The sequence below is a fragment of the Clostridium paridis genome (genome assembly GCF_016765615.1).
Taxonomy (GTDB): domain Bacteria; phylum Bacillota; class Clostridia; order Clostridiales; family Clostridiaceae; genus Clostridium_T; species Clostridium_T paridis.
On record NZ_JAESWA010000017.1, the window covers coordinates 73917 to 94903 of the forward strand.

The following is a 20987-nucleotide window of genomic DNA, read 5'->3' on the forward strand; positions in this document are numbered from 1 at the left end:
CATAGTAGTTGTGTATAATAGCCTTAATAAACTAGAAATAATTAATTAAAGGCATTTTACACGACTTTTTTATTGAAAATATTTACTTTTTACCAATATTATTTTAAACTTATTAAAGAATAGGAGTGAGAGAATGAAAAAGCAGACAAGAGATAAGGCTAAATATATTTTAATAATTTTTATGCTTTTAACATTTATACTTAGTTTACTTCCAAATTTCTTAAAAAGATAGGAGTGTCAACATGTTTTTAAAATCTCTAGAAATAAGAGGATTTAAATCTTTTGCAGATAAAACTGAATTAAAATTTAAGAAAGGGGTAACTGCTGTTGTTGGTCCTAATGGTAGTGGTAAAAGTAATATATCCGATTCTGTAAGATGGGTTTTAGGTGAACAAAGTATAAAAACATTAAGAGGCGGAAAAATGGAGGATGTTATTTTTGCAGGCACACAATTTAGAAAGCCTGTTGGACTAGCACAAGTATCCCTAACTTTAGATAATTCTGATAAAGAGCTTGGAATAGATTTTTCTGATGTCACAGTAACTAGAAGAATCTATAGATCTGGCGAAAGTGAGTATTTAATAAATAATTCTGTGTGTAGGTTAAAAGATATAACACAATTATTTATGGATACGGGTATAGGTAAAGAAGGGTATTCTCTTATTGGACAAGGTAAAATAGATGCTATCTTAAGCGGTAAAGCGGAAGAAAGAAGAGCGTTATTAGAAGAAGCAGCTGGTATCGTAAAGTATAAGTCTCGAAAAGATGAAGCAGAAAAGAAGCTTTCAAACACAGAAGAAAATTTAGTTAGAATTAAAGATATTCTTTCTACATATGAAGAAAGAATTGAACCTTTAAGAATTGAAAGTGAAAAGGCTGCAAAATTTTTAGAGTTATCAAATGAGTTAAAATCAAGGGAAATTGATCTTTTAGTTCATCATATAAAAAATGTTGAATATAACATTAAAACATATAATGATGAGCTTATTGAAGTGAAAAATAAAAGTAATTCTTTAAGAGAGGATATTAGTAAAGCTAAGTCCAAACTTTCTGAATATCAAAATGAAATAGAAGTACTTGAAGGCAAAACGACTGAAGAAAGAATTGAATATTATAAAAGTAAAGAAAATATTACAGAATTAAATGCTGAAATAAACTTATTAGTTGAGAGAATTGCCAATATTGATGAACAGATAAAAAATAATAATAAAGAAAAGACTAATATAACAGATAAAATAGAAAATCTTATTAACTTACAAGATAAACTTGCATTAGAAATGGAATCTAAAAAGCAAGAATTATTAGATTTGCAATTTAACATATATGAACTAGATAAAGATGCAAATATAATAACTGATGAAATTTCAGAAAATGAGGACAAGGTTGGAAAACTGAAGCAATCTGAAATAGAAGAATATAAAAAAATAGCTGAATTAGAAAATGAGAAAAAAATTATAGAAAACACTCTAGAATCTTTAAACTCAAATTTAAAAGAAATTGAGGAAAATAGTGTTAATCTTAAAAACTCTTCAACTATAAATGCTAATACTAAGATATTACTAGATGAAAAGTTAGAAGAACATAAAAAATTGATATTAGAATTAGAAGAAAAAATAAGATTAAATAAAAAAGAGATATCCAGAATTCAAGCTGAGATTATAAAAAAAGAGCAAGAATTTAGAGAAGTAAATAGTGAGCTTACAAGATCAGATGCAACTTTTAAGATGATAAATAACTTAGAAAAGCATTTTGAAGGATATAATAAATCCACAAAAGTTCTCATGGAACATATGTCAAAAGGCTTTGTAGGAAATTTAAATTCTAAAGTAACAATTCTCGGGGAAACTATACAAGTTCCAAAGAAGTATGAAGTTGCTATAGAAATCGCATTAGGTGCAGGTATTTCTAATATTATTACTGAAGATGAAAATACTGCTAAGAATCTTATTGATTATTTAAAATCCAATAAGTTAGGTAGAGCTACATTTTTACCACTAACTATTATTCAAGGTAAAAAAATTAATATAGATAATAGAATAAAAGATATACAAGGATATATTGGAATAGCTTCAGACTTGGTTAAATATAACAACAAGTATGAAAGTGCAATTCAATATTCTCTTGGAAGAACTTTAGTTGTTGAAACCATGGAGTCAGCATTAAAGGTTTCTAAGGCAGGAAATTACTCATATAGAATTGTAACCTTAACTGGCGAAGTCGTTAATCCAGGTGGAGCTCTTACTGGTGGTAACTATGGTGGAAAAAATAGCTCTATCATTAGTAGAAAAAGAGAACTAGAAGAATTAAAGAATAAGATTACTTCTCTTGAAGAGAGAGCTGACGTATTGAAGAAAGAAATTTCTGAAATAAAGGAAAAGGCTATGAAATATGATGAAGATAATCTTAATAAGCGAGATGAAATTCATTTTAATAATATAGAAATAGCCAAGCTTCAAGGAGAAATTAAAAATATCCAAAATGAATGGCTTAAGATTAATGATTTTCTTGTAACAGCTGCAAATCAAAAGAAAGAAATTGAAAATAGAACAGTTGAGCTAATAAACAAAATGGACTCAATTGAAAAGTTAATCAACGACTCAAATTCGTCAACCTTCAAAAACAAGGATTTAATTAAAGAGATAGAAGAAAAAATTAAAGAATTAAACGCAGTTGTTATTGAAAAAAGAGATAAAACAACTGACTTTAAAATTAAAAAAGCAACGGTAGAAGAGTTTATTTCAAATAGATCATCTGAGAGTCAAAGACTTGAATCTGAATATAATGAAGCTATTGCTAAGATTCAGGATTTAACTAACTCAGTTAAAAGTGGAAATGAATCTAAAATACTATTCAACGAGAAAATTCTATCAAATAAACAACGAATTGAAGAATTAGCTTTACATATTAATGCTTTTGATGAAAAGTGGAAAGAAACAGAAGCGCTCAAAGCTTCTCTAAAAGAAAAGATTAATACGATTGAAAGTGAACAGGAAACATTAATTAAGCTACTAGAAAAGAACGAAGATGAATATCATAAGAAAGAAATGGGAAAAGCTAAATTTGACATTGAGAAGGATAGCTATTACACTAAGTTAAATGAAGATCTTAACTTAACTTATGCAGAAGCTGTTGAGCTAGCATCTGAAATAGAAAATTTAAATGCTCATAGGGATGAAATTAATAAATATAAGAGAGATATAAATTCTCTTGGAGTTGTTAATGTGAGTTCTATAGAAGAGTATAAAGAAGTTAAAGAAAAATTTACTTTTATGAATTCTCAAAAAGATGACTTAGAAAATGCAAAAAAAGATTTATTAGATGTTATCGATGATATGACTTATAAGATGAAGGAATTATTTAAAGATAATTTTAAAGTTTTAAACTTATATTTTAGCGAAACATTTAAGGAATTATTTAAAGGTGGTAGTGCAGAACTTATATTAGGTGAAGGTGATGAGCTTACTGCCAATATAGATATTAATGTTCAACCCCCAGGTAAAAAAGTTCAAAACATAAATCTAATGTCTGGCGGAGAGAAGGTTATGTCTGCAATAGCATTATTATTTGCTATTTTAAAGATGAAGCCTACACCATTCTGTATCTTGGACGAAATTGAAGCAGCACTAGATGATGCAAATGTTTATAGGTATGCAGAATTTTTGAAAAAATTCTCAAGCAATATTCAGTTTATTGTTATTACTCATAGAAAAGGAACAATGGAAGCATCCGACATTATGTATGGAGTAACAATGGAAGAAAAGGGAGTATCAAAAGTAGTTTCAGTCAATTTAGAAAATTAATAGGAGGTCTTAATATGTTTGGAGGATTTTTTGATAAGTTAAAAAGTGGATTATCAAAAACTAGAGATAGCTTAACAGATAAAATCAATGAGGCATTAAAATTAGCAGTAACAATAGATGAAGATTTGTACGAGGAATTAGAAGAAATTCTTATTACTTCAGATATTGGAATGGATACAACTTTAAATATAATTGAAAGATTGAGAGCAAAAATAAGAAAAGAAAAAATTGCAGATCCTGCTATGGTGTGGCCAGCTATCAAAGAAGTTATTAAAGAAATTCTTTTAGAAGGAGCCCCTGAAAAAACAGAACCTGAGAAGAAAATTATTTTAATAATTGGCGTTAACGGAGTAGGTAAAACTACATCAATCGGAAAGCTTTCTGCAAAATTCAGATCAGAAGGACATAAGGTATTGATGGCTGCTGCAGATACATTTAGAGCTGCAGCTATTGATCAATTAGAAATTTGGAGCAAAAGAGCTGGTGTAGATATAGTTAGACATCAAGAAGGTTCGGATCCAGCAGCTGTAGTTTTTGATGCATTACAAGCTTCAAAATCTAGAGGGGTTACTAGACTTTTAATAGATACGGCTGGTAGACTTCATAATAAGAAAAATCTTATGGATGAATTAGCTAAGATTAATAGAGTTATTGATAGAGAAATGGATGGAGTAGAAAGAGAAACTCTTTTAGTTTTAGATGCTACAACAGGACAAAATGCTGTAATTCAAGCAAAACAATTCATGGAGGCTTGCCCTATTGATGGAATAATCTTAACTAAGCTAGATGGTACAGCAAAAGGTGGAGTAGTGATTTCAATAAAACAAAATCTTAACTTACCTGTTAGATATATTGGAGTTGGTGAAGGTATAGAGGACCTTCAAGAATTTAATGCAGAGGATTTTGTAGAAGCTCTATTCTAAAATAGGCTAAAGGGGTTTTAAGTTCAACTAATAACTTATTCAAACAAGAATAAATTAAGTTTGCTATAAAAACCCCTGTAGTGTTAAGTAAAAATACTTGACACTATTTTTATATTCTGATATTATAATATTCGTGGTCGGGTGATGATATGGAAGATAGATTTGAAATATCGCTTTTGTTAGACTTTTACGGCAATTTATTAACTCCTAAACAAAAAACTATTATGGAGTTATATTATAATGAAGATCTTTCATTAGGAGAAATTGCTGAAATTAATGATACTTCTAGGCAGGCAATTCATGATCTAACTAAAAGGTGTTATAAGTTATTGTTAAACTATGAAGAAAAGCTTTCGCTTTTAAGTAAATATAATATTAGAGAAGAAAAATATAAAATTGCACTAGAGGACATAAAAGATCGCTTTAAGCTTTCTGACGAAGCAATTAATTATATAAATAAATTATTTGAGGATATAAATAATTCTTAGGAGGATTTACATGGCTTTTGAAAGTTTATCAGAAAAATTACAAGAAGCCTTTAAGAAACTTAGAGGTAAAGGAAAGTTAACTGAAAAAGATATAAAAGAAGCCATGAGGGAAGTTAAACTAGCCCTTTTAGAAGCAGATGTTAACTACAGAGTTGTTAAAAACTTTGTTTCAAATGTAAGTGCAAAGTGTGTTGGAGAAGATGTTTTAGGAAGCTTAACTCCTGGACAACAAGTTATTAAAGTAGTTAACGAAGAACTAACTGAACTTATGGGTAAATCGGAAAGTAAACTAAATACTTCAGATTCAGGACTTACAGTAATAATGTTAGTAGGACTTCAAGGTGCAGGTAAAACTACCATGTGTGGTAAGTTAGCTCTTTCCTTAAGAAAGAAAAATAAGAAACCTTTATTAGTAGCTTGTGACGTTTATAGACCGGCAGCTATTAAACAACTAGAAGTTGTAGGAAAAGGGATAGATATTCCTGTATTCACTATGGGAGATAAAATTAGTCCAGTTGATATTGCTAAAGCAGGTATTGCTAAGGCAAAGGAAGATGGGCATAATGTTGTAATCATAGATACAGCTGGTAGACTTCATATTGATGAAGCATTAATGGATGAGTTAAAGAATATTAAAGCCGGGGTCAACCCAAATGATATACTTTTAGTAGTTGATGCTATGACAGGTCAAGATGCTGTAAATGTAGCTGAAAGCTTTAATAATACTCTAGATATATCAGGTGTTATCCTTACAAAACTTGATGGTGATACAAGAGGTGGAGCTGCATTATCTATTCGTAGTATTACTGAAAAGCCTATTAAATTTGTAGGTATGGGAGAAAAGATGAATGATCTTGAAGTTTTCCATCCTGATAGAATGGCATCAAGAATACTTGGGATGGGAGATGTTCTTTCATTAATTGAAAAAGCTCAAGCATCTATAGATGAAAAAGAAGCAGAAGATTTAGCAAAGAAGGTATTTAGCTCAGATTTCAATTTTGAAGATTACTTAACTGCTATGGAGCAGATGAATAAATTAGGACCAATTAATAAATTTCTTGAAATGATGCCAGGAGTTAATGCAAAACAACTTCAAGGAATTGACTTTGCAGCTGGCGAAAAACAAATGGGTAGAACAAAAGCTATTATTCAATCAATGACTCAAAAAGAAAGAAGAAATCCTCAATTAGTTTCAGGTTCTTCTTCAAGAAAAAAGAGAATAGCTCATGGTTCTGGAACAAGTATTCAAGAAATAAATAAGTTATTAAAAGGCTTTGAAGCCGCAAGAAAACAAATGAAACAAATGAAATCATTGACTAAGAACTCTAAAAAAGGCTTGTTTGGAAAACTTCCTTTTTAGATAATATATATTAGTATTTAATTCCTTAAAGGAGGTGAAATTAATGGCAGTAAAAATCAGATTAAGAAGAATGGGTGCTAAAAAAGCTCCTTTCTATAGAGTTGTTGTTGCAGATTCAAGAAGTCCAAGAGATGGAAGATTCATCGAAGAAATTGGATACTACAACCCAGTTGCTCAACCAGATGCAGAAATCAAAATAGATTCTGAAAAAGCAGCTAAATGGTTAGGAAATGGTGCACAACCAACTGATATAGTTAAAAAGTTATTTGTTAAAGCAGGAATCAATAAGTAATTTCTGGGAGGTGAATCTGTTAAGGGAGTTTTCTTAACAGTTACTATGAAAGATTTAGTTGAAATTATCGCCAAGTCTTTAGTTGACAATCCAGATGCTGTTGAAGTTAAGGCGGTTGCCGGTGAGCAATCCCTTATCCTTGAACTTAAGGTTGCCCCAGAAGACATGGGTAAAGTAATAGGTAAGCAAGGACGAATAGCAAAAGCAATAAGAACAGTAGTAAAAGCTGCAGCAATCAAAGAAAATAAGCGTGTAGTTGTAGAAATTATCTAAGAGAGTTAGGTTTGTGCCTAGCTCTTTTATTTTACACTTTAGGGATTTATAATATTTTAATAATGACGTTTTTTAATAAAAAAACCTTATAATTCCTAAGATTAGTATACAAAGTTAAGTTTTTATGTTTTAATATAACTTAGGAATTTTTGAATATAAGGAGTGATAATTTTGAAAGAATTTTTTAATATAGGTCAAATTGTAAATTCACACGGTATTAAAGGTGAAGTTAAGGTACTTCCTTTAACTGATGATGTTATGAGATTTAAAAAACTTAAATCTATACTGATTGGCGATATAGAATATAAGATTGAATCATGCAAATTTCAAAAAGATAGAGTGATACTAAAGCTCGAAGGTATTGAAGATATGAATTCTGCATTAAAACTAAAAACTAAATATCTTAAAGTTCAAAGAAAAGATGCTGTTAAGTTACCTGAAGATACATATTTTATTGCAGATTTAATTGGTTGTAATATTTATGATACTAATGATACTTTAATAGGAAAGATATATGATGTAATTAAAACTGGTAGCAACGATGTTTACTGGATTAAAGAACCTAAAGAAGTATTAATTCCTGTGTTAAAGGAAATAGTATTAGATATAAATATAGAAGATGCAAAAATTGTTATTAAACCTATAGGTGAATGGCAAGATGAAGATTAGTATATTAACTCTCTTCCCTGAAATGTTTAATATCTTTAATCATTCTATAATAGGAAGAGCTAAAGAAAATAACATACTTTCTATAGAACCAATTAATATAAGAGACTATACTGAAAATAAACATAAGAAGGTTGATGATTATCCCTATGGTGGAGGAGCTGGAATGGTAATGAGTGCCCAGCCAGTTGTTTCGGCTATAAAGGCTTTAAAAGAAGTTAACAATGGCAAAGTAATATTTCTTGGACCGAGAGGAGTAACCTTCAATCAATCACTAGCTAAGAAATTATCAAAAGAGGATAATTTAATTTTTGTATGCGGTCATTATGAAGGAATCGATGAAAGAGCTTATAAATACTTTGATATGGAGATTTCCTTAGGTGATTTTGTATTAACTGGTGGTGAAATGGCTTGTATTCCTATAGTTGATAGCATTGCAAGACTAATTCCTGGAGTGCTAGGAAAAGAAGAGAGTTTTCAAGAGGAATCCTTTTATGAAGGCCTACTTGAATATCCTCAATATACTAGACCAGAAACATTTGAAGATGAGAAAGTCCCTGAAGTCCTTTTATCTGGACATCATGAAAATATAAGAAAATGGAGAAGGAAAATGTCTTTAGATATAACTAAAAAAAGACGTCCTGATCTATTTAAAGAAGTGACTTTAACCAAAGAGGATATAAAGCTATTAAAAAAAGAATAGCATTGTAAATTTATGTTGCATGAATATACTCTTTATGGTAAAATAATCGTTGTGCTAGTACGGGCGGTCCTCTGACAAACACTATTGTTAAGAACGTCACATTAATATTTAGGAGGGAATGCACATGAACGAAATTATAAGAGCTATAGAACAAGAACAATTAAGAAGTGATCTTCCAAACTTTGGTATAGGTGATACTATTAAAGTTCACGTTAAAATCAAAGAAGGAAACAGAGAAAGAGTTCAAGTTTTCGAAGGAACTGTTATTAAGAAACAAAACGGTGGAGCTAGAGAAACTTTCACTGTTAGAAGAGTAGCTTACGGTACAGGAGTTGAAAGAACTTTCCCTATAAACTCCCCAATTATCGAAAAAATCGAAGTTGTAAGATACGGTAAGGTAAGAAGAGCTAAACTTTACTACTTAAGAGATAGAGTTGGTAAGGCAGCTAAAGTAAAAGAATTAATAAAATAATTCAAATAGAAATGGGGCTTTATAAGTCCCTTTTTTATTTATAAAATATTATGAAGTGTAGAGGAGTGATTTTATGGCTATTAACTGGTTTCCTGGACACATGGTTAAAACTAAAAGAGAGATAAAAGAGAATTTAAAGCTTGTAGATGCTGTTATAGAAATACGTGATGCAAGAATCCCTAAAGCATCTGCAAATCCAGATATAGATGCTCTATGCAAAGATAAACCGAGAGTAATTATTCTGAATAAGAGTGATTTAACAGATACAGCTTCAACTAGAAAATGGATAGATTATTTATCAAACGAAAATGTAAAAACTATCGCGTTAAATTCATTAAAAGGTGATGGAATTAGAAGCATAAAACCAGCACTAGACGAATTATTAAAAGAAAAGCACGAGAGACAAAGAAGAAAAGGTTTAGTTAAAATAATTACAAGAGTAATGGTAGTTGGAATCCCTAATGTAGGTAAATCAACTTTTATAAATAAAATGGCTAAAAATAATATTGCAAAAACTGGCGATAGACCAGGTGTAACTAAAAGTAAACAATGGATAAAAACTTCTATAGGAATTGAACTTATGGACACTCCAGGAGTACTTTGGCCTAAGTTCGAAGATGAAGATGTAGCATTAAACTTAGCTTTTACTGGTGCAATTAAAGATGAAATAATGGATATTGAGGAGTTAGCTTTAAAGCTTGTTGAAAGACTTCAAGTTCATTATCCAGAAAACTTAAAAACTAGATATAAAATAGAAAACCTAGGAGAAACTCCATTAGAAACTCTAGATTTAATTGCTAAAAAAAGAGGATGTATAGTTTCTGGCGGGGAAATCAATTATAATAGAATTGCAGTTATTTTATTGGATGAGTTTAGAGGTGGAAAAATAGGGAACATTACTCTAGAGATTCCTGATTAGGAGAAGCTAATATGTTTATATTAAATAAAACTATAGGTGAATTTTCATTTAAAGAATTAAAAGAAATGGTGAAAGATATTTCACTTACAGAAATAATTTCAAATGATGAATTTACAAAATTTATTGATTTACTACTAAATGATAGCAGAAAGAATTTTAATGATTTAGGTAAAAAGTTCTTAAGAGATATTGATAAATATAAGAAAGAACAAGATCGTGTATCTAACATGTATTCTTTTGACAAAAGTCATGGTAACTATAATATCATTGCTGGAGTAGATGAGGTTGGCAGAGGCCCATTGGCTGGTCCTATAGTTTCTTGTGCTGTAGTTTTAGATTTAAATGTAGATATCACTGATATTATACTAGGAATTAAGGATTCTAAGGCCTTATCTAAGGAAAAAAGAGAAGAATTAAGTGAAATCATAAAAGAAAAAGCTCTCTCTTACTCAATAGCCATGTGTGACAATTTGGAGATTGACGAAAAAGGAATCGGAGTTTGCAATAATAAAGTGTTCATAGAAGCATGTAAAGGCTTAAAACATAAACCTGAATTTATTTTATCTGACGGTTATCCAATAAGGGGTATAGATATAAAAAATACTGGTGTTGTAAAAGGCGATACAAAAAGTGCATCAATTGCCTGTGCTTCAATTGTGGCTAAAGTATTTAGGGATAATCTAATGGAAGAATATCATAATAAATACCCTATGTATTATTTTAATGAGAATGCTGGTTATGGCACAGTTAAGCATGTAGAAGCCATTAAAAAGCATGGTCCCTGTGAAATACATAGATTAAGTTTCTTAAAAAATATATTGTAATTAATTTATAGGGTTTATTATAGGAAACTTAACTTATACTTACATAAATAAGTTAATAGTTGAACTTAAAACCCTATTAGCTAAAGGCATCCTCGTAATATTGGATGCTTTTTTTATTTCTATCTATATCTAAAGTTATTGTTATAACATCAAATCTTGCGTTTAAGTGATATAAATTATTTTTATGTATGTAATATCTTGCAGTTTTTATACATTTCGCTTTCTTAAAATAATTAATTGACTCTTCTCCTAATCCATAATTTGAAAAGCATCTTGTTTTAACTTCAATAAAAATTAAAACATCCTCTTTTAATGCAATTATATCTATTTCCCCATTTTTAGAAAAATAATTTCTATTTAAAATAGTATACCCTTTATTTTTAATATATTCACATGCATAGTCTTCTCCATAATTACCTATATTTTTCTTATTTATCACTTAAATCACCTCAAATAATATTATTGACAATTTTTATAAAATTGGTAATGATATCAATAATTTTGTCAATAATGACATTGAGGTGATAAAATGGCTGTAATAATTAAGAGTGGAACAGTGTTAAATCTTCAGGGAATACTAGTTGATGTTGAAATAGAAATATTTAAGGGTCTTCCTTCCTTTACAATAGTAGGTTTAGCCGACCAATCAATTAAGGAATCAAAAGAGAGAATTAAGGCGGCAATAATAAATTCTGGCTTTAAGTTTCCTCTCGGGAAAATAGTTATAAATTTAGCACCAGCCAATATTAAAAAGATAGGATCAGTATTAGACCTCCCAATGTCTATAGGTATTTTACTTGCCAGTAATCAAATTTCTGTAGAGAACATAGAGAAGTTTCTAATAGCTGGTGAGCTGAGTTTAGGTGGAGATATAAAAGAGATCAAAGGATTATTTCCTATTTTACAAGAAGGAATAGATAAAGGAATTGATAAGTTCATTATCCCAGAAGAAAATTCTTATCAAAGTAATTTTTTCTACAAGGGTGATATTTATTTAATGAATAATTTAAAAAATACAGTCAATTATCTAATTTATAGAGATCAATTACCTTCAGATAGAGCTGATTTTAAAATTCCCCCTATGATAAGAGGAGATTTAGATGATATTATTGGGCAAGAAGGGGTTTTAAGGTCTATTGAAATATCTGCTGCTGGATTTCATAACATTGCTTTATATGGATCACCAGGGGCAGGTAAAACTTTAATTGCTAAAAAAATTCAAGAGATTTTGCCTAGTATGAGTTACGAGGAGGCTTATGAAGTCTTTAAAATATATAGTATGTCAGAAAACTCAAAAGAGCTTTTTGAATCATTAAAAAGGCCTTTTCGAAGTCCACATCATTCATGCACAGTAGCATCCTTAACTGGAGGCATTAAAGGTAAGCTTGGTGAAATAACTTTAGCACATAATGGGGTTCTTTTTCTTGATGAATTCCTACATTTTAAAAAAGAGTGTATCGAAGAACTTAGGGAACCTTTAGAAAATAAAGAAATTAATATTAGTAGACTAAATTGTAATATCAAGCTTCCAGCAAAATTTCTATTATTAATTGCCTTTAATCCATGCCCTTGTGGTAATTATCTAAGCCTTACACGTAATTGCACTTGTACTGAAGGGGAAAGAATTAGATATTTAAATAAAATAAGTAAACCAATTCTAGATAGAATAGATATGTTTACTTATGTTCCTAGAGTTGAATTCAAAGCTCTTTCAAAAAATAATAAAAAAGCTTTAAGCAAATCGATATGTGAGGACATAAAATATGCAACTGAAGTTCAAAATGATAGGTATTCTAAATGTAAGGATAAATACAATGGATTAGTAACAACTAAAGAGCTTATGAGAAATATAAACATTGAAAAACCTGCATTAGAGAAATTAAATCTTTTATATGAAAGTCTTGGATTAACAATGAGAGGATATTATAAAATTTTAAGACTATCTCGAACTATCGCAGACCTACAAAGAGATGAAAAGCTAAACCAAAACCATATTTTTGAAGCTATAAATTATAGAAAATTTATAGGGCAGGAGGTAATATGAACAATGAGAATATCGAGTCTTTCTATAAGCTATGGTTAGCTACTATTAATATACCTAACGCACAAAAGATATATTTAAAAAATAAATTTAAGAGCGAAAAAAATATATATAATTTCTATAAAAGGTTTAAAAATGACTCTTTTAATTATAAATTTACAGATAAAATATTATCAGCAAAAGATGAAGATGTATATAATTTAATGGACTATATAAATAATAATTCTATATCATTTTTTACATATGACGACATGGATTATATTAAAGATTTTGAACATCTTAAAGAACCTCCTTATATACTATTCTATAAAGGAGACTTAAATAAACTTTCAAGAAGACGAAGAATATCTATAGTTGGTTCTAGAAAACCCACTGCTTACGGTGCTCAAATCACTAAATTGATTGCTATTGAACTAGCAAAGAATGATATAGCCTTAGTTAGTGGTGGTGCTTATGGAGTTGATACAATAGTTCATAATTGTGCTATCTCCTACAATAGTCCAACATGCGCAGTTTTAGGCTGTGGTATTGATGTAGTATATCCAAAGGTAAATCAAAAACTATATGAAAGTATATTAGAAAATGGCGTAATTATATCAGAATTTTTACCTGGAACGCCACCATACGCGTATAATTTTCCTAGAAGAAATAGAATAATTAGTGCTCTAGGAGATTCGTTAATTGTTACTGAAGCTACTGAAAAAAGTGGCAGCTTAATAACGGTAGGATATTCATTAGAACTTGGACGTGATATTATTGCTGTTCCAGGAAATCCCTTAAGTCAAAATAGCAAAGGGTGTAATCAGCTTATAAAAGATGGTGCTAAAATACTTCCAGAAATAGATGACTTATATGAACTATTAAAAATAAAAAAAGTGGCTAAAAATAGTAATAAATATACTGGAGAGAAGGCCATTCTATTAAGCATGATTGGAAAAACACCTATTCACATTAATGAGTTGGCACAAAAATGTAATATTGACATAAATACGATTTATGGTTTATTATTTGAATTGCAACTTGAAAAAGTAGTAATTAGTTTAAATGGAAACTATTTTGCTAGGATAAGTTAAATTTTTAAGGGGGTGAACACCTCTAGCATAGAGGTAAGTAATGGGACAAAATTTAGTTATTGTTGAGTCACCAGCTAAAGCAAAAACCATTGGCAAATATTTAGGTAAAAACTACGTAGTTGAAGCATCAATGGGACATGTACGTGATCTTCCTAAGAGTCAATTAGGCGTAAGTATAGAAGAAAATTTTTCCCCTAAGTATATAACTATTAGAGGAAAAGGGGATTTACTAGATAAATTGAAAAAACTTGCTAAGAAGAGTGACAAGATATATCTTGCTACTGACCCAGATAGAGAAGGGGAAGCTATTTCATGGCATTTAGCAAATATTTTGAAGATATCCAGTGAAGAGTCTTGTAGAATAGAATTTAACGAAGTAACAAAAGAAGCTGTTAAAGCTTCAATAAAAAAGCCAAGACCAATAAATCAAAATTTAGTAGATGCACAACAAGCAAGAAGAGTATTGGATAGACTTGTGGGATATCAAATAAGCCCTATATTATGGAAAAACGTAAAATGGGGATTAAGTGCAGGAAGAGTTCAATCTGCTGCCCTTAAACTTATTTGTGATAGAGAAGAGGAAATAAAAGCTTTTGAGCCTAAGGAATTTTGGACTGTTGATTGTTTCTTAAAAAAGAACAGTAAAAAATTTCAAGTAAAGCTATCACAATACAAAAATAAAAAAATAGAAATAAATACTGAAGAAGAAGCATTAAAAATAATTGATGATTTAAATGAAGGAAATTATTTGGTAAAAGAAGTTAAAAAGGGTAGTAAGCTTAAAAATCCATTACCACCTTTCACAACTTCAACCTTACAACAAGATGCTAATAAAAAACTTAATTTCATGACTAAGAAAACAATGTCAGTAGCACAAAAGCTTTATGAAGGTGTTGAAATAAAAGGAAGAGGTACAATAGGTTTAATTACTTATATGAGAACTGACTCAGTTAGAATTTCCTCTGAAGCTCAAGGAAAAGCTCTTGAATTTATTAAAGAGACATACGGAGAAGCATATTCTCCAAAAACACCAAGAGTTTTCAAAAGCAAAAAAAATATTCAAGATGCTCATGAAGCAATAAGACCAACTTACATTGAAATAACTCCAGAGATAGCTAAAGATAATCTTACACCTGAAGGTTATAAACTATACTCACTTATATGGAAAAGATTTGTTGCAAGTCAAATGTCTTCATGCGAATTAAACACTATTTCAGTTTTAATCGAAAATGGAGATTATAAATTAAGAGCATCAGGTTCTAATATAAAATTTGATGGATTTATGAAAATATATGAATATACTACTGACGAGGAAAATGAGAATGTTACTATTCCGGAAATAGAATCAGGTGAAGAGTTAAAAGAAGATTCAATCTCACCTAAGCAACACTTTACACAACCTCCAAGTAGATATACTGAAGCATCTTTTGTAAAATTATTAGAGGAAAAGGGTATTGGGAGACCAAGTACCTATGTTCCTACGATATCAACCTTAATAGATAGAAAATATGTATTAAGAGAGAAGAAAAATTTAATTCCTACTGACTTAGGATTTATAGTAAATAATATTATGTCAGATTATTTTAATGAAATTGTAGATACTGATTTTACAGCTGAAATGGAATCAAAGTTAGATAATATAGAAGAAGGAAAAGACAACTGGAAAAAAATTGTCGAAGAATTCTTTACTCCATTAAAAGTATCAATAGAAAAAGCCGAAACTGAAGTATCAAAGATTGTAATTGAAGACAAGGTTTCCGATGTTCCATGTGATAAGTGTGGAAGAATGATGGTAATTAAACATGGACGTTTTGGGGATTTCCTTGCATGTCCTGGGTATCCTGAATGTCAAAATACTAAACCAATTGTTCATGAAATAGATGCACCATGTCCAAAATGCGGTGGGAAAGTATTGCTTAAGAGAAGTAAGAAGGGCAACAAATTCTATGGTTGTTCAAATTACCCTAGTTGTGACTTTGTAAGTTGGCATGAGCCTGCAAAGGAAAAGTGTGAAAAATGTAATTCACCTATGGTCTACAGATATTCTAAATCAAAAGGTAAATATTTGGAATGTACTAACTCAGAATGTGGGAATAAGGTACCAGTAAACACCGAAAATGAAGAACAATAATGTCGAAATATAAAAGAGTAGGTTGAAAATGATATTTTCTTGTGGTATATTATAAATAGTAAAAATAATCGTAAAATTTCAACTATTTGAAATTTTCAAATAATATTAATATATTTATAATTTAAAACTATTAGGAGGAGCTCTATGTCAACCCTACTCTCAAAAACAAGAAAGTTAAATAAAATACTACAAAAATCCGGTACTGAGCCAGTTGCTTTTGAAGATATATGTGAAATGTTAAGTGATGTTATGGAATGTAATGTTTATGTAGTGAGCAGAAGAGGAAAAATTCTTGGACATACATTTTCGGTTGGATTTGAGTGCGATATCATGAAGAGAAAAGTACTTGAAGAAAAGAAATTTCCTGAGGACTATAACAACAAACTACTTAACATTCATGAATCTTTACCAAACTTACATAACAAAGGAATATGTGTTTTTGATGGACAAGGCGGTTGTAATTTAGATAATAAAATTACTACTATTGTACCTCTCATAGGTAACAGGGAAAGACTTGGAACTCTTTTACTTGCTAGATTTGGAAATCCATTTAATGATGAAGATTTAGTTCTCGCTGAATATTCTGCAACTATAGTAGGTATGGAAATGTTAAGAGCAAAACAAGTTGAACTTGAGGATGAAGCTAGAAAGAAAGCCGTAGTTCAATTGGCTATAGGTACACTATCCTATTCAGAGTTAGAAGCTGTAGAACACATCTTTGATGAATTAGAAGGAAATGAAGGACTTTTAGTGGCATCTAAAATAGCTGATAAAGTTGGGATTACAAGATCTGTTATTGTAAATGCACTTAGAAAATTTGAAAGTGCAGGTGTAATAGAATCAAGATCACTTGGTATGAAGGGAACTCATATCCGTATACTTAATGATAAGCTATTAGAAGAGTTAAAAAAGATTAAATAATAAACAAAAAGGAATTTAGTTCATACTAAATTCCTTTTTTAATGTCCATAGATATTTGTCAAAAAAAAGTAAAAATTTTAAATTTTTATGTTGATACTTAAAATCCTCTATGTTATACTATCTAAGGTAAGAAAATACACACATCATCTTATTTATAGAGTGGTGCCCTAAGGGAAGCTCTGTAAAAATGCCGATGATGGAGGTTAAACCAATAGGAGGTAACAATAATGTCAGTAATTTCAATGAAACAATTATTAGAAGCAGGTGTTCACTTTGGACATCAAACAAGAAGATGGAACCCTAAAATGGCTCCATATATATTCACAGAAAGAAATGGAATATATATAATAGATCTTCAAAAAACAGTTAAGAAGGTAGAAGAAGCTTATGACTTCATCAAAGAAGTAGCAACAGAAGGAAAAGATATACTTTTCGTTGGTACTAAGAAACAAGCTCAAGAAGCTATTCAAGAAGAAGCTATAAGATCAAACATGCATTTCGTTAATAATAGATGGTTAGGTGGAATGTTAACTAACTTCAATACTATAAGAACAAGAATCAGAAGATTAGCTGAATTAGAACAAATGGAACAAGATGGAACTTTTGAAGTTCTTCCTAAGAAAGAAGTAACTAATCTAAAAAATGAAAAAGAAAAGTTAATCAAAAACTTAGGCGGAATGAAAGAAGTTAATGTTTCTAACATAGGAGCAATGTTCGTTGTTGACCCTAGAAAAGAAAAGAATGCTATTTCTGAAGCTAAAATTCTTGGAATTCCTGTTGTAGCTATAGTTGATACAAACTGTGATCCAGATGAAGTTGATTATGTAATACCTGGAAACGATGATGCTATAAGAGCAGTAAAATTAATAACTGCTAAATTAGCTGATGCTATAATAGAAGGAAGACAAGGCGAACAATTAGCTGAATAATTTAAGAAAATAAAGGTAGGTGAAGAATTTCTTCATTTACCTTTTGACTTAATAAATTTAAGGAGGAATTAAGATGATAACTGCACAATCAGTTAAGGAATTAAGAGAAAGAACTGGCGCAGGTATGATGGACTGCAAAAAAGCCTTAACAGAATGTAATGGAGATATGGATAAGGCTGTTGAAATATTAAGAGAAAAAGGTCTTGCAGCTGCTGCTAAAAAAGCTGGAAGAGTTGCTGCAGAAGGTATTGTTAAAACTTACATTTCTGCTGATAAGAAAAAAGGAGCTATAGTTGAATTAAACTGTGAAACAGATTTCGTTGCTGCAAACGATGAATTCATTGCTTTCGCTGATAGATTAGCTGAAATGGCTTCAACTACAACTGCTGCTGATGTAGAAGCTTTTGTAAACGAAAAATTCAATGATGAACAAACAATCCAAGAAGCTTTAACTGCTTTAATTGCTAAGCTTGGAGAAAACATGACTGTAAGAAGATTCAAGAATTTATCAGTTGAAAACGGTGTTGTAGCTAGTTACATACACGGTGGCGGAAGAATCGGTGTTTTAGTTGAAGTTGGTTCTGAAGTTCAAGGAAATGTTGTTGAAGAAGTAGCTAAAGATATTTGTATGCAAGTTGCTGCTGCAAACCCAGCATTCTTAAATAAAGATCAAGTTGATAACGAATCACTTGAAAAAGAAAAAGAAATCTACAGAGTTCAAGCTTTAAATGAAGGAAAGCCTGAAAACATAGTAGAAAAAATGGTTATGGGAAGAATCCAAAAATACTACAAAGAAGTTTGTCTTTTAGATCAAGCTTGGGTAAAAGATGGAGACAAAACTATAACTAAATATCTTCAAGAGAAATCTAAAGAAGTTGGTTCTCAAATTACTGTAAACTCTTTCGTGAGATTCGAAAGAGGAGAAGGTATCGAGAAGAAAGAAGAAAACTTTGCTGAAGAAGTTGCAAGACAAATTGGAGCAAAATAATTTAAAAGAGAACACAAAGTGTTCTCTTTTTTTAAAATAATATTCAATTGGAGGATGAAATATGTCAGAGTGTAAATATAAAAGAGTAATGCTAAAGTTATCTGGAGAAGCATTAGCTGGAGCTAACGGATTCGGAATAGACTTTAACGTAGCACTAAGAATTGCCACTGAAATTAAGGAATTAGTTGATATGGGTGTAGAAGTTGGTGCTGTAGTTGGTGCTGGAAACATATGGAGAGGCAGACAAGGTGAAGATATGGACAGAACTACTGCTGATTATATGGGAATGCTTGGAACATGTATAAACGCATTAGCATTACAAGATTCTTTAGAAAGTTTAGGGGTAATGACAAGAGTTCAATCTGCCATTGAAATGAAAGAAGTTGCTGAGCCATTTATAAGAAGAAGAGCAATGCGTCATCTTGAAAAAGGAAGAGTTGTGATATTTGCTGCTGGAACAGGAAATCCATATTTCTCAACTGATACTGCTGCTGCTTTAAGAGCTGCAGAAATTGAAGCAGATGTTATTTTATTAGCTAAAAAAGTTGATGGAGTTTATGATAAAGATCCACATAAGCATGACGATGCAGTTAAATTTGATACTTTAAGTCACTTAGAAGTATTAGAAAAAGGACTTCAAGTTATGGATTCTACAGCATCATCACTTTGTAAAGACAACAATATTCCAATAATAGTATTCGCTTTAGATGAACCAGGAAATATTAAAAAGGCCATAACTGGTGAAAAAATAGGAACTATAGTTTCTTAATAATATAAGGAGGCATTTTTATGATTAAAGACGTTATTAAAACTTCAGAAGAGAAAATGAATAAGACATTAAGTGTTCTAAGATCAGATTTAGCTACTTTAAAAGCTGGAAGAGCTAATCCTACTATGCTTGATAGAATCGAAGTAGACTATTATGGTAGTATGTGTCCAATAAGCCAAGTAGCTAACATATCTGCCCCAGAACCAAGGGTACTTATGATTACACCTTGGGAAAAGTCTATGTTAAAAGAAATAGACAAAGCTATATTAAAGTCAGATTTAGGAATCAATCCTTCTAATGATGGTCAAGTAATTAGACTAGTTGTTCCAGAATTAACTGAAGAAACAAGAAAGAACTTAGTTAAAACAGTTAAAAAATACGGGGAAGAGGCTAAAGTTGCAATAAGATCAATCAGAAGAGATGCTAACGAAAAAATTAAATCCTTAAAAAAGGATGGAGAAGTATCTGAGGACCAAATAAAAAAAGGCGAAGATGATGTACAAAAAATAACTGATAACTTTGTAAAAGAAGTAGATAGTATAGTTGCACATAAAGAAAAAGAGATTATGTCTATATAAACCTGCTCTTAAGCAGGTTTTTTTACTCTTGAGGATTTTTTGCCATATTTATTATGGGAGGATATATTATGTTTAATTTTTTTAAAAAGAAAGAAAATAACTCAAATAAAGACTTAGATATTGCTTTAGACTATGATAACATTCCAAAACACATAGCAATAATAATGGATGGAAATGGAAGATGGGCGAAACAGAAGGGTCTACCAAGAAGTTTTGGACATAAAGCCGGAACTGAAACAGTAAGAAAAGTAATTAAAGAATGTAATAGACTTGGTGTTAAATATCTTACACTTTATGCATTCTCAACAGAGAATTGGAAAAGGCCTAAAGATGAAGTGAATGTATTGATGAACATCTTAGTTGAATATCTAAGAAAAGAATTTAATGAGTTAAATGAAAATAATGTTGTTATAAATCATATTGGAGATATCACTGGATTGCCTTTAGAATGCCAGAAAGAGTTAATATCTGCTTATGAGAGAACAAAGAATAATACTGGAGTTACCATGAATTTAGCTATCAATTATGGTGGAAGAACTGAAATAGTTGATGCCACAAAAAAAATAATAGAAGAAATAGAAAATGGTATACTAACAATAAATAATTTAAATGAAAAGATGTTTTCTTCTTATCTATATACAAAAAATATGCCAGATCCAGATTTAATTATAAGACCTTCTGGAGAGCAAAGATTAAGCAATTTCTTATTATGGCAATGTGCTTATTCAGAATTCTGGTATTCTAACATAAATTGGCCTGATTTTAACGAAGATGATTTACGTAAGGCTATTTTTGACTATCAAAATAGAGATAGAAGATACGGTGGAATAAAATAGC

Annotated in this window: 21 protein-coding genes; 20 read left to right on the plus strand and 1 reads right to left on the minus strand. The window is 30.3% G+C overall.

From position 1 onward, the window contains the following. Nucleotides 1-242: 242 nt before the first annotated feature. The 11 genes from smc to JK634_RS03525 all read left to right on the plus strand — a co-directional run bounded on the left by smc (nucleotide 243) and on the right by JK634_RS03525 (nucleotide 10720). Nucleotides 243-3800 carry a chromosome segregation protein SMC gene (gene smc, locus JK634_RS03475; RefSeq protein ID WP_202766233.1) on the plus strand — a complete coding sequence of 1186 codons (3558 nt, stop codon included), beginning with the start codon at nucleotides 243-245 and terminating at the stop codon, nucleotides 3798-3800. Between the two features lie 14 nt (nucleotides 3801-3814). Beyond that, complete coding sequence (ftsY, locus tag JK634_RS03480; protein ID WP_202766234.1) at nucleotides 3815-4723, plus strand: signal recognition particle-docking protein FtsY; 909 nt, start codon at nucleotides 3815-3817, stop codon at nucleotides 4721-4723. Between the two features lie 149 nt (nucleotides 4724-4872). After that, nucleotides 4873-5211 (plus strand): putative DNA-binding protein, encoded by a 339-nt coding sequence (locus tag JK634_RS03485; RefSeq protein WP_202766235.1) that lies wholly within the window; start codon nucleotides 4873-4875, stop codon nucleotides 5209-5211. 10 nt (nucleotides 5212-5221) lie between these two features. Then, on the plus strand, nucleotides 5222-6571 hold the full coding sequence (gene ffh, locus JK634_RS03490; protein WP_202766236.1) for a signal recognition particle protein: 1350 nt from the start codon (nucleotides 5222-5224) through the stop codon (nucleotides 6569-6571). A gap of 43 nt (nucleotides 6572-6614) precedes the next feature. After that, nucleotides 6615-6863 carry a 30S ribosomal protein S16 gene (gene rpsP, locus JK634_RS03495; protein WP_202766237.1) on the plus strand — a complete coding sequence of 83 codons (249 nt, stop codon included), beginning with the start codon at nucleotides 6615-6617 and terminating at the stop codon, nucleotides 6861-6863. Nucleotides 6864-6908: 45 nt separating this feature from the next. Continuing rightward, a complete protein-coding gene (locus JK634_RS03500; RefSeq protein ID WP_202766238.1) occupies nucleotides 6909-7136 on the plus strand; it encodes a KH domain-containing protein in 228 nt (75 codons plus the stop codon). A gap of 171 nt (nucleotides 7137-7307) precedes the next feature. After that, the gene (rimM, locus tag JK634_RS03505; RefSeq protein ID WP_202766239.1) at nucleotides 7308-7805 is read left to right on the plus strand and encodes a ribosome maturation factor RimM; all 498 of its coding nucleotides are present in this window, start codon (nucleotides 7308-7310) and stop codon (nucleotides 7803-7805) included. Beyond that, nucleotides 7795-8505, plus strand: a complete 711-nt coding sequence (gene trmD, locus JK634_RS03510) for a tRNA (guanosine(37)-N1)-methyltransferase TrmD (RefSeq protein WP_202766240.1) — start codon at nucleotides 7795-7797, stop codon at nucleotides 8503-8505. The genes rimM and trmD overlap by 11 nt, the downstream gene beginning before the upstream one ends. Nucleotides 8506-8629: 124 nt before the next feature. Further along, nucleotides 8630-8977: a 50S ribosomal protein L19 gene (gene rplS / locus JK634_RS03515; protein WP_202766241.1), complete on the plus strand. Its 348-nt coding sequence runs from the start codon at nucleotides 8630-8632 to the stop codon at nucleotides 8975-8977. A gap of 73 nt (nucleotides 8978-9050) precedes the next feature. Next, nucleotides 9051-9896, plus strand: a complete 846-nt coding sequence (gene ylqF / locus JK634_RS03520) for a ribosome biogenesis GTPase YlqF (protein ID WP_202766242.1) — start codon at nucleotides 9051-9053, stop codon at nucleotides 9894-9896. An 11-nt stretch (nucleotides 9897-9907) separates the two neighbouring features. Next, a complete protein-coding gene (locus JK634_RS03525; protein WP_202766243.1) occupies nucleotides 9908-10720 on the plus strand; it encodes a ribonuclease HII in 813 nt (270 codons plus the stop codon). A 76-nt stretch (nucleotides 10721-10796) separates the two neighbouring features. On the opposite strand, the gene JK634_RS03530 is transcribed toward JK634_RS03525, so the two are convergent. After that, nucleotides 10797-11159: a YraN family protein gene (locus tag JK634_RS03530; protein ID WP_202766244.1), complete on the minus strand. Its 363-nt coding sequence runs from the start codon at nucleotides 11157-11159 to the stop codon at nucleotides 10797-10799. Nucleotides 11160-11249: 90 nt separating this feature from the next. On the opposite strand from JK634_RS03530, the gene JK634_RS03535 reads away from it, so the two are divergent. The 9 genes from JK634_RS03535 (at nucleotide 11250) to JK634_RS03575 (ending at nucleotide 20986) form a co-directional block, all read left to right on the plus strand. Continuing rightward, complete coding sequence (locus JK634_RS03535; RefSeq protein WP_202766245.1) at nucleotides 11250-12764, plus strand: YifB family Mg chelatase-like AAA ATPase; 1515 nt, start codon at nucleotides 11250-11252, stop codon at nucleotides 12762-12764. Beyond that, nucleotides 12761-13834, plus strand: a complete 1074-nt coding sequence (gene dprA / locus JK634_RS03540) for a DNA-processing protein DprA (RefSeq protein ID WP_202766246.1) — start codon at nucleotides 12761-12763, stop codon at nucleotides 13832-13834. Before JK634_RS03535 ends, dprA begins: the two co-directional genes overlap by 4 nt. A gap of 40 nt (nucleotides 13835-13874) precedes the next feature. Beyond that, the gene (topA, locus tag JK634_RS03545) at nucleotides 13875-15965 is read left to right on the plus strand and encodes a type I DNA topoisomerase (RefSeq protein ID WP_202766247.1); all 2091 of its coding nucleotides are present in this window, start codon (nucleotides 13875-13877) and stop codon (nucleotides 15963-15965) included. Nucleotides 15966-16109: 144 nt separating this feature from the next. After that, nucleotides 16110-16886: a GTP-sensing pleiotropic transcriptional regulator CodY gene (codY, locus tag JK634_RS03550; RefSeq protein ID WP_202766248.1), complete on the plus strand. Its 777-nt coding sequence runs from the start codon at nucleotides 16110-16112 to the stop codon at nucleotides 16884-16886. A 227-nt stretch (nucleotides 16887-17113) separates the two neighbouring features. Continuing rightward, nucleotides 17114-17815 (plus strand): 30S ribosomal protein S2, encoded by a 702-nt coding sequence (gene rpsB, locus JK634_RS03555; protein ID WP_202766249.1) that lies wholly within the window; start codon nucleotides 17114-17116, stop codon nucleotides 17813-17815. Nucleotides 17816-17888: 73 nt separating this feature from the next. Further along, a complete protein-coding gene (gene tsf / locus JK634_RS03560; protein WP_202766250.1) occupies nucleotides 17889-18803 on the plus strand; it encodes a translation elongation factor Ts in 915 nt (304 codons plus the stop codon). 61 nt (nucleotides 18804-18864) lie between these two features. Then, nucleotides 18865-19572, plus strand: coding sequence for a UMP kinase (pyrH, locus tag JK634_RS03565; protein ID WP_202766251.1), 708 nt, complete (start codon nucleotides 18865-18867; stop codon nucleotides 19570-19572). A gap of 20 nt (nucleotides 19573-19592) precedes the next feature. After that, on the plus strand, nucleotides 19593-20150 hold the full coding sequence (frr, locus tag JK634_RS03570) for a ribosome recycling factor (protein WP_202766252.1): 558 nt from the start codon (nucleotides 19593-19595) through the stop codon (nucleotides 20148-20150). 68 nt (nucleotides 20151-20218) lie between these two features. Beyond that, nucleotides 20219-20986 (plus strand): isoprenyl transferase, encoded by a 768-nt coding sequence (locus JK634_RS03575; protein WP_202766253.1) that lies wholly within the window; start codon nucleotides 20219-20221, stop codon nucleotides 20984-20986. The last annotated feature ends 1 nt before the right edge of the window (nucleotide 20987 follow it).

Coding starts and splice junctions, on each gene's coding strand:
- pyrH (WP_202766251.1), top strand. CDS start 18,865: ATGTCAGAGTGTAAATATAAAAGAGTAATGCTAAAGTTATCTGGAGAA.
- JK634_RS03535 (WP_202766245.1), top strand. CDS start 11,250: ATGGCTGTAATAATTAAGAGTGGAACAGTGTTAAATCTTCAGGGAATA.
- JK634_RS03485 (WP_202766235.1), top strand. CDS start 4,873: ATGGAAGATAGATTTGAAATATCGCTTTTGTTAGACTTTTACGGCAAT.
- frr (WP_202766252.1), top strand. CDS start 19,593: ATGATTAAAGACGTTATTAAAACTTCAGAAGAGAAAATGAATAAGACA.
- codY (WP_202766248.1), top strand. CDS start 16,110: ATGTCAACCCTACTCTCAAAAACAAGAAAGTTAAATAAAATACTACAA.
- topA (WP_202766247.1), top strand. CDS start 13,875: ATGGGACAAAATTTAGTTATTGTTGAGTCACCAGCTAAAGCAAAAACC.
- JK634_RS03500 (WP_202766238.1), top strand. CDS start 6,909: ATGAAAGATTTAGTTGAAATTATCGCCAAGTCTTTAGTTGACAATCCA.
- ylqF (WP_202766242.1), top strand. CDS start 9,051: ATGGCTATTAACTGGTTTCCTGGACACATGGTTAAAACTAAAAGAGAG.
- rpsB (WP_202766249.1), top strand. CDS start 17,114: ATGTCAGTAATTTCAATGAAACAATTATTAGAAGCAGGTGTTCACTTT.
- ftsY (WP_202766234.1), top strand. CDS start 3,815: ATGTTTGGAGGATTTTTTGATAAGTTAAAAAGTGGATTATCAAAAACT.
- rplS (WP_202766241.1), top strand. CDS start 8,630: ATGAACGAAATTATAAGAGCTATAGAACAAGAACAATTAAGAAGTGAT.
- JK634_RS03575 (WP_202766253.1), top strand. CDS start 20,219: ATGTTTAATTTTTTTAAAAAGAAAGAAAATAACTCAAATAAAGACTTA.
- dprA (WP_202766246.1), top strand. CDS start 12,761: ATGAACAATGAGAATATCGAGTCTTTCTATAAGCTATGGTTAGCTACT.
- trmD (WP_202766240.1), top strand. CDS start 7,795: ATGAAGATTAGTATATTAACTCTCTTCCCTGAAATGTTTAATATCTTT.
- ffh (WP_202766236.1), top strand. CDS start 5,222: ATGGCTTTTGAAAGTTTATCAGAAAAATTACAAGAAGCCTTTAAGAAA.
- JK634_RS03525 (WP_202766243.1), top strand. CDS start 9,908: ATGTTTATATTAAATAAAACTATAGGTGAATTTTCATTTAAAGAATTA.
- rpsP (WP_202766237.1), top strand. CDS start 6,615: ATGGCAGTAAAAATCAGATTAAGAAGAATGGGTGCTAAAAAAGCTCCT.
- smc (WP_202766233.1), top strand. CDS start 243: ATGTTTTTAAAATCTCTAGAAATAAGAGGATTTAAATCTTTTGCAGAT.
- tsf (WP_202766250.1), top strand. CDS start 17,889: ATGATAACTGCACAATCAGTTAAGGAATTAAGAGAAAGAACTGGCGCA.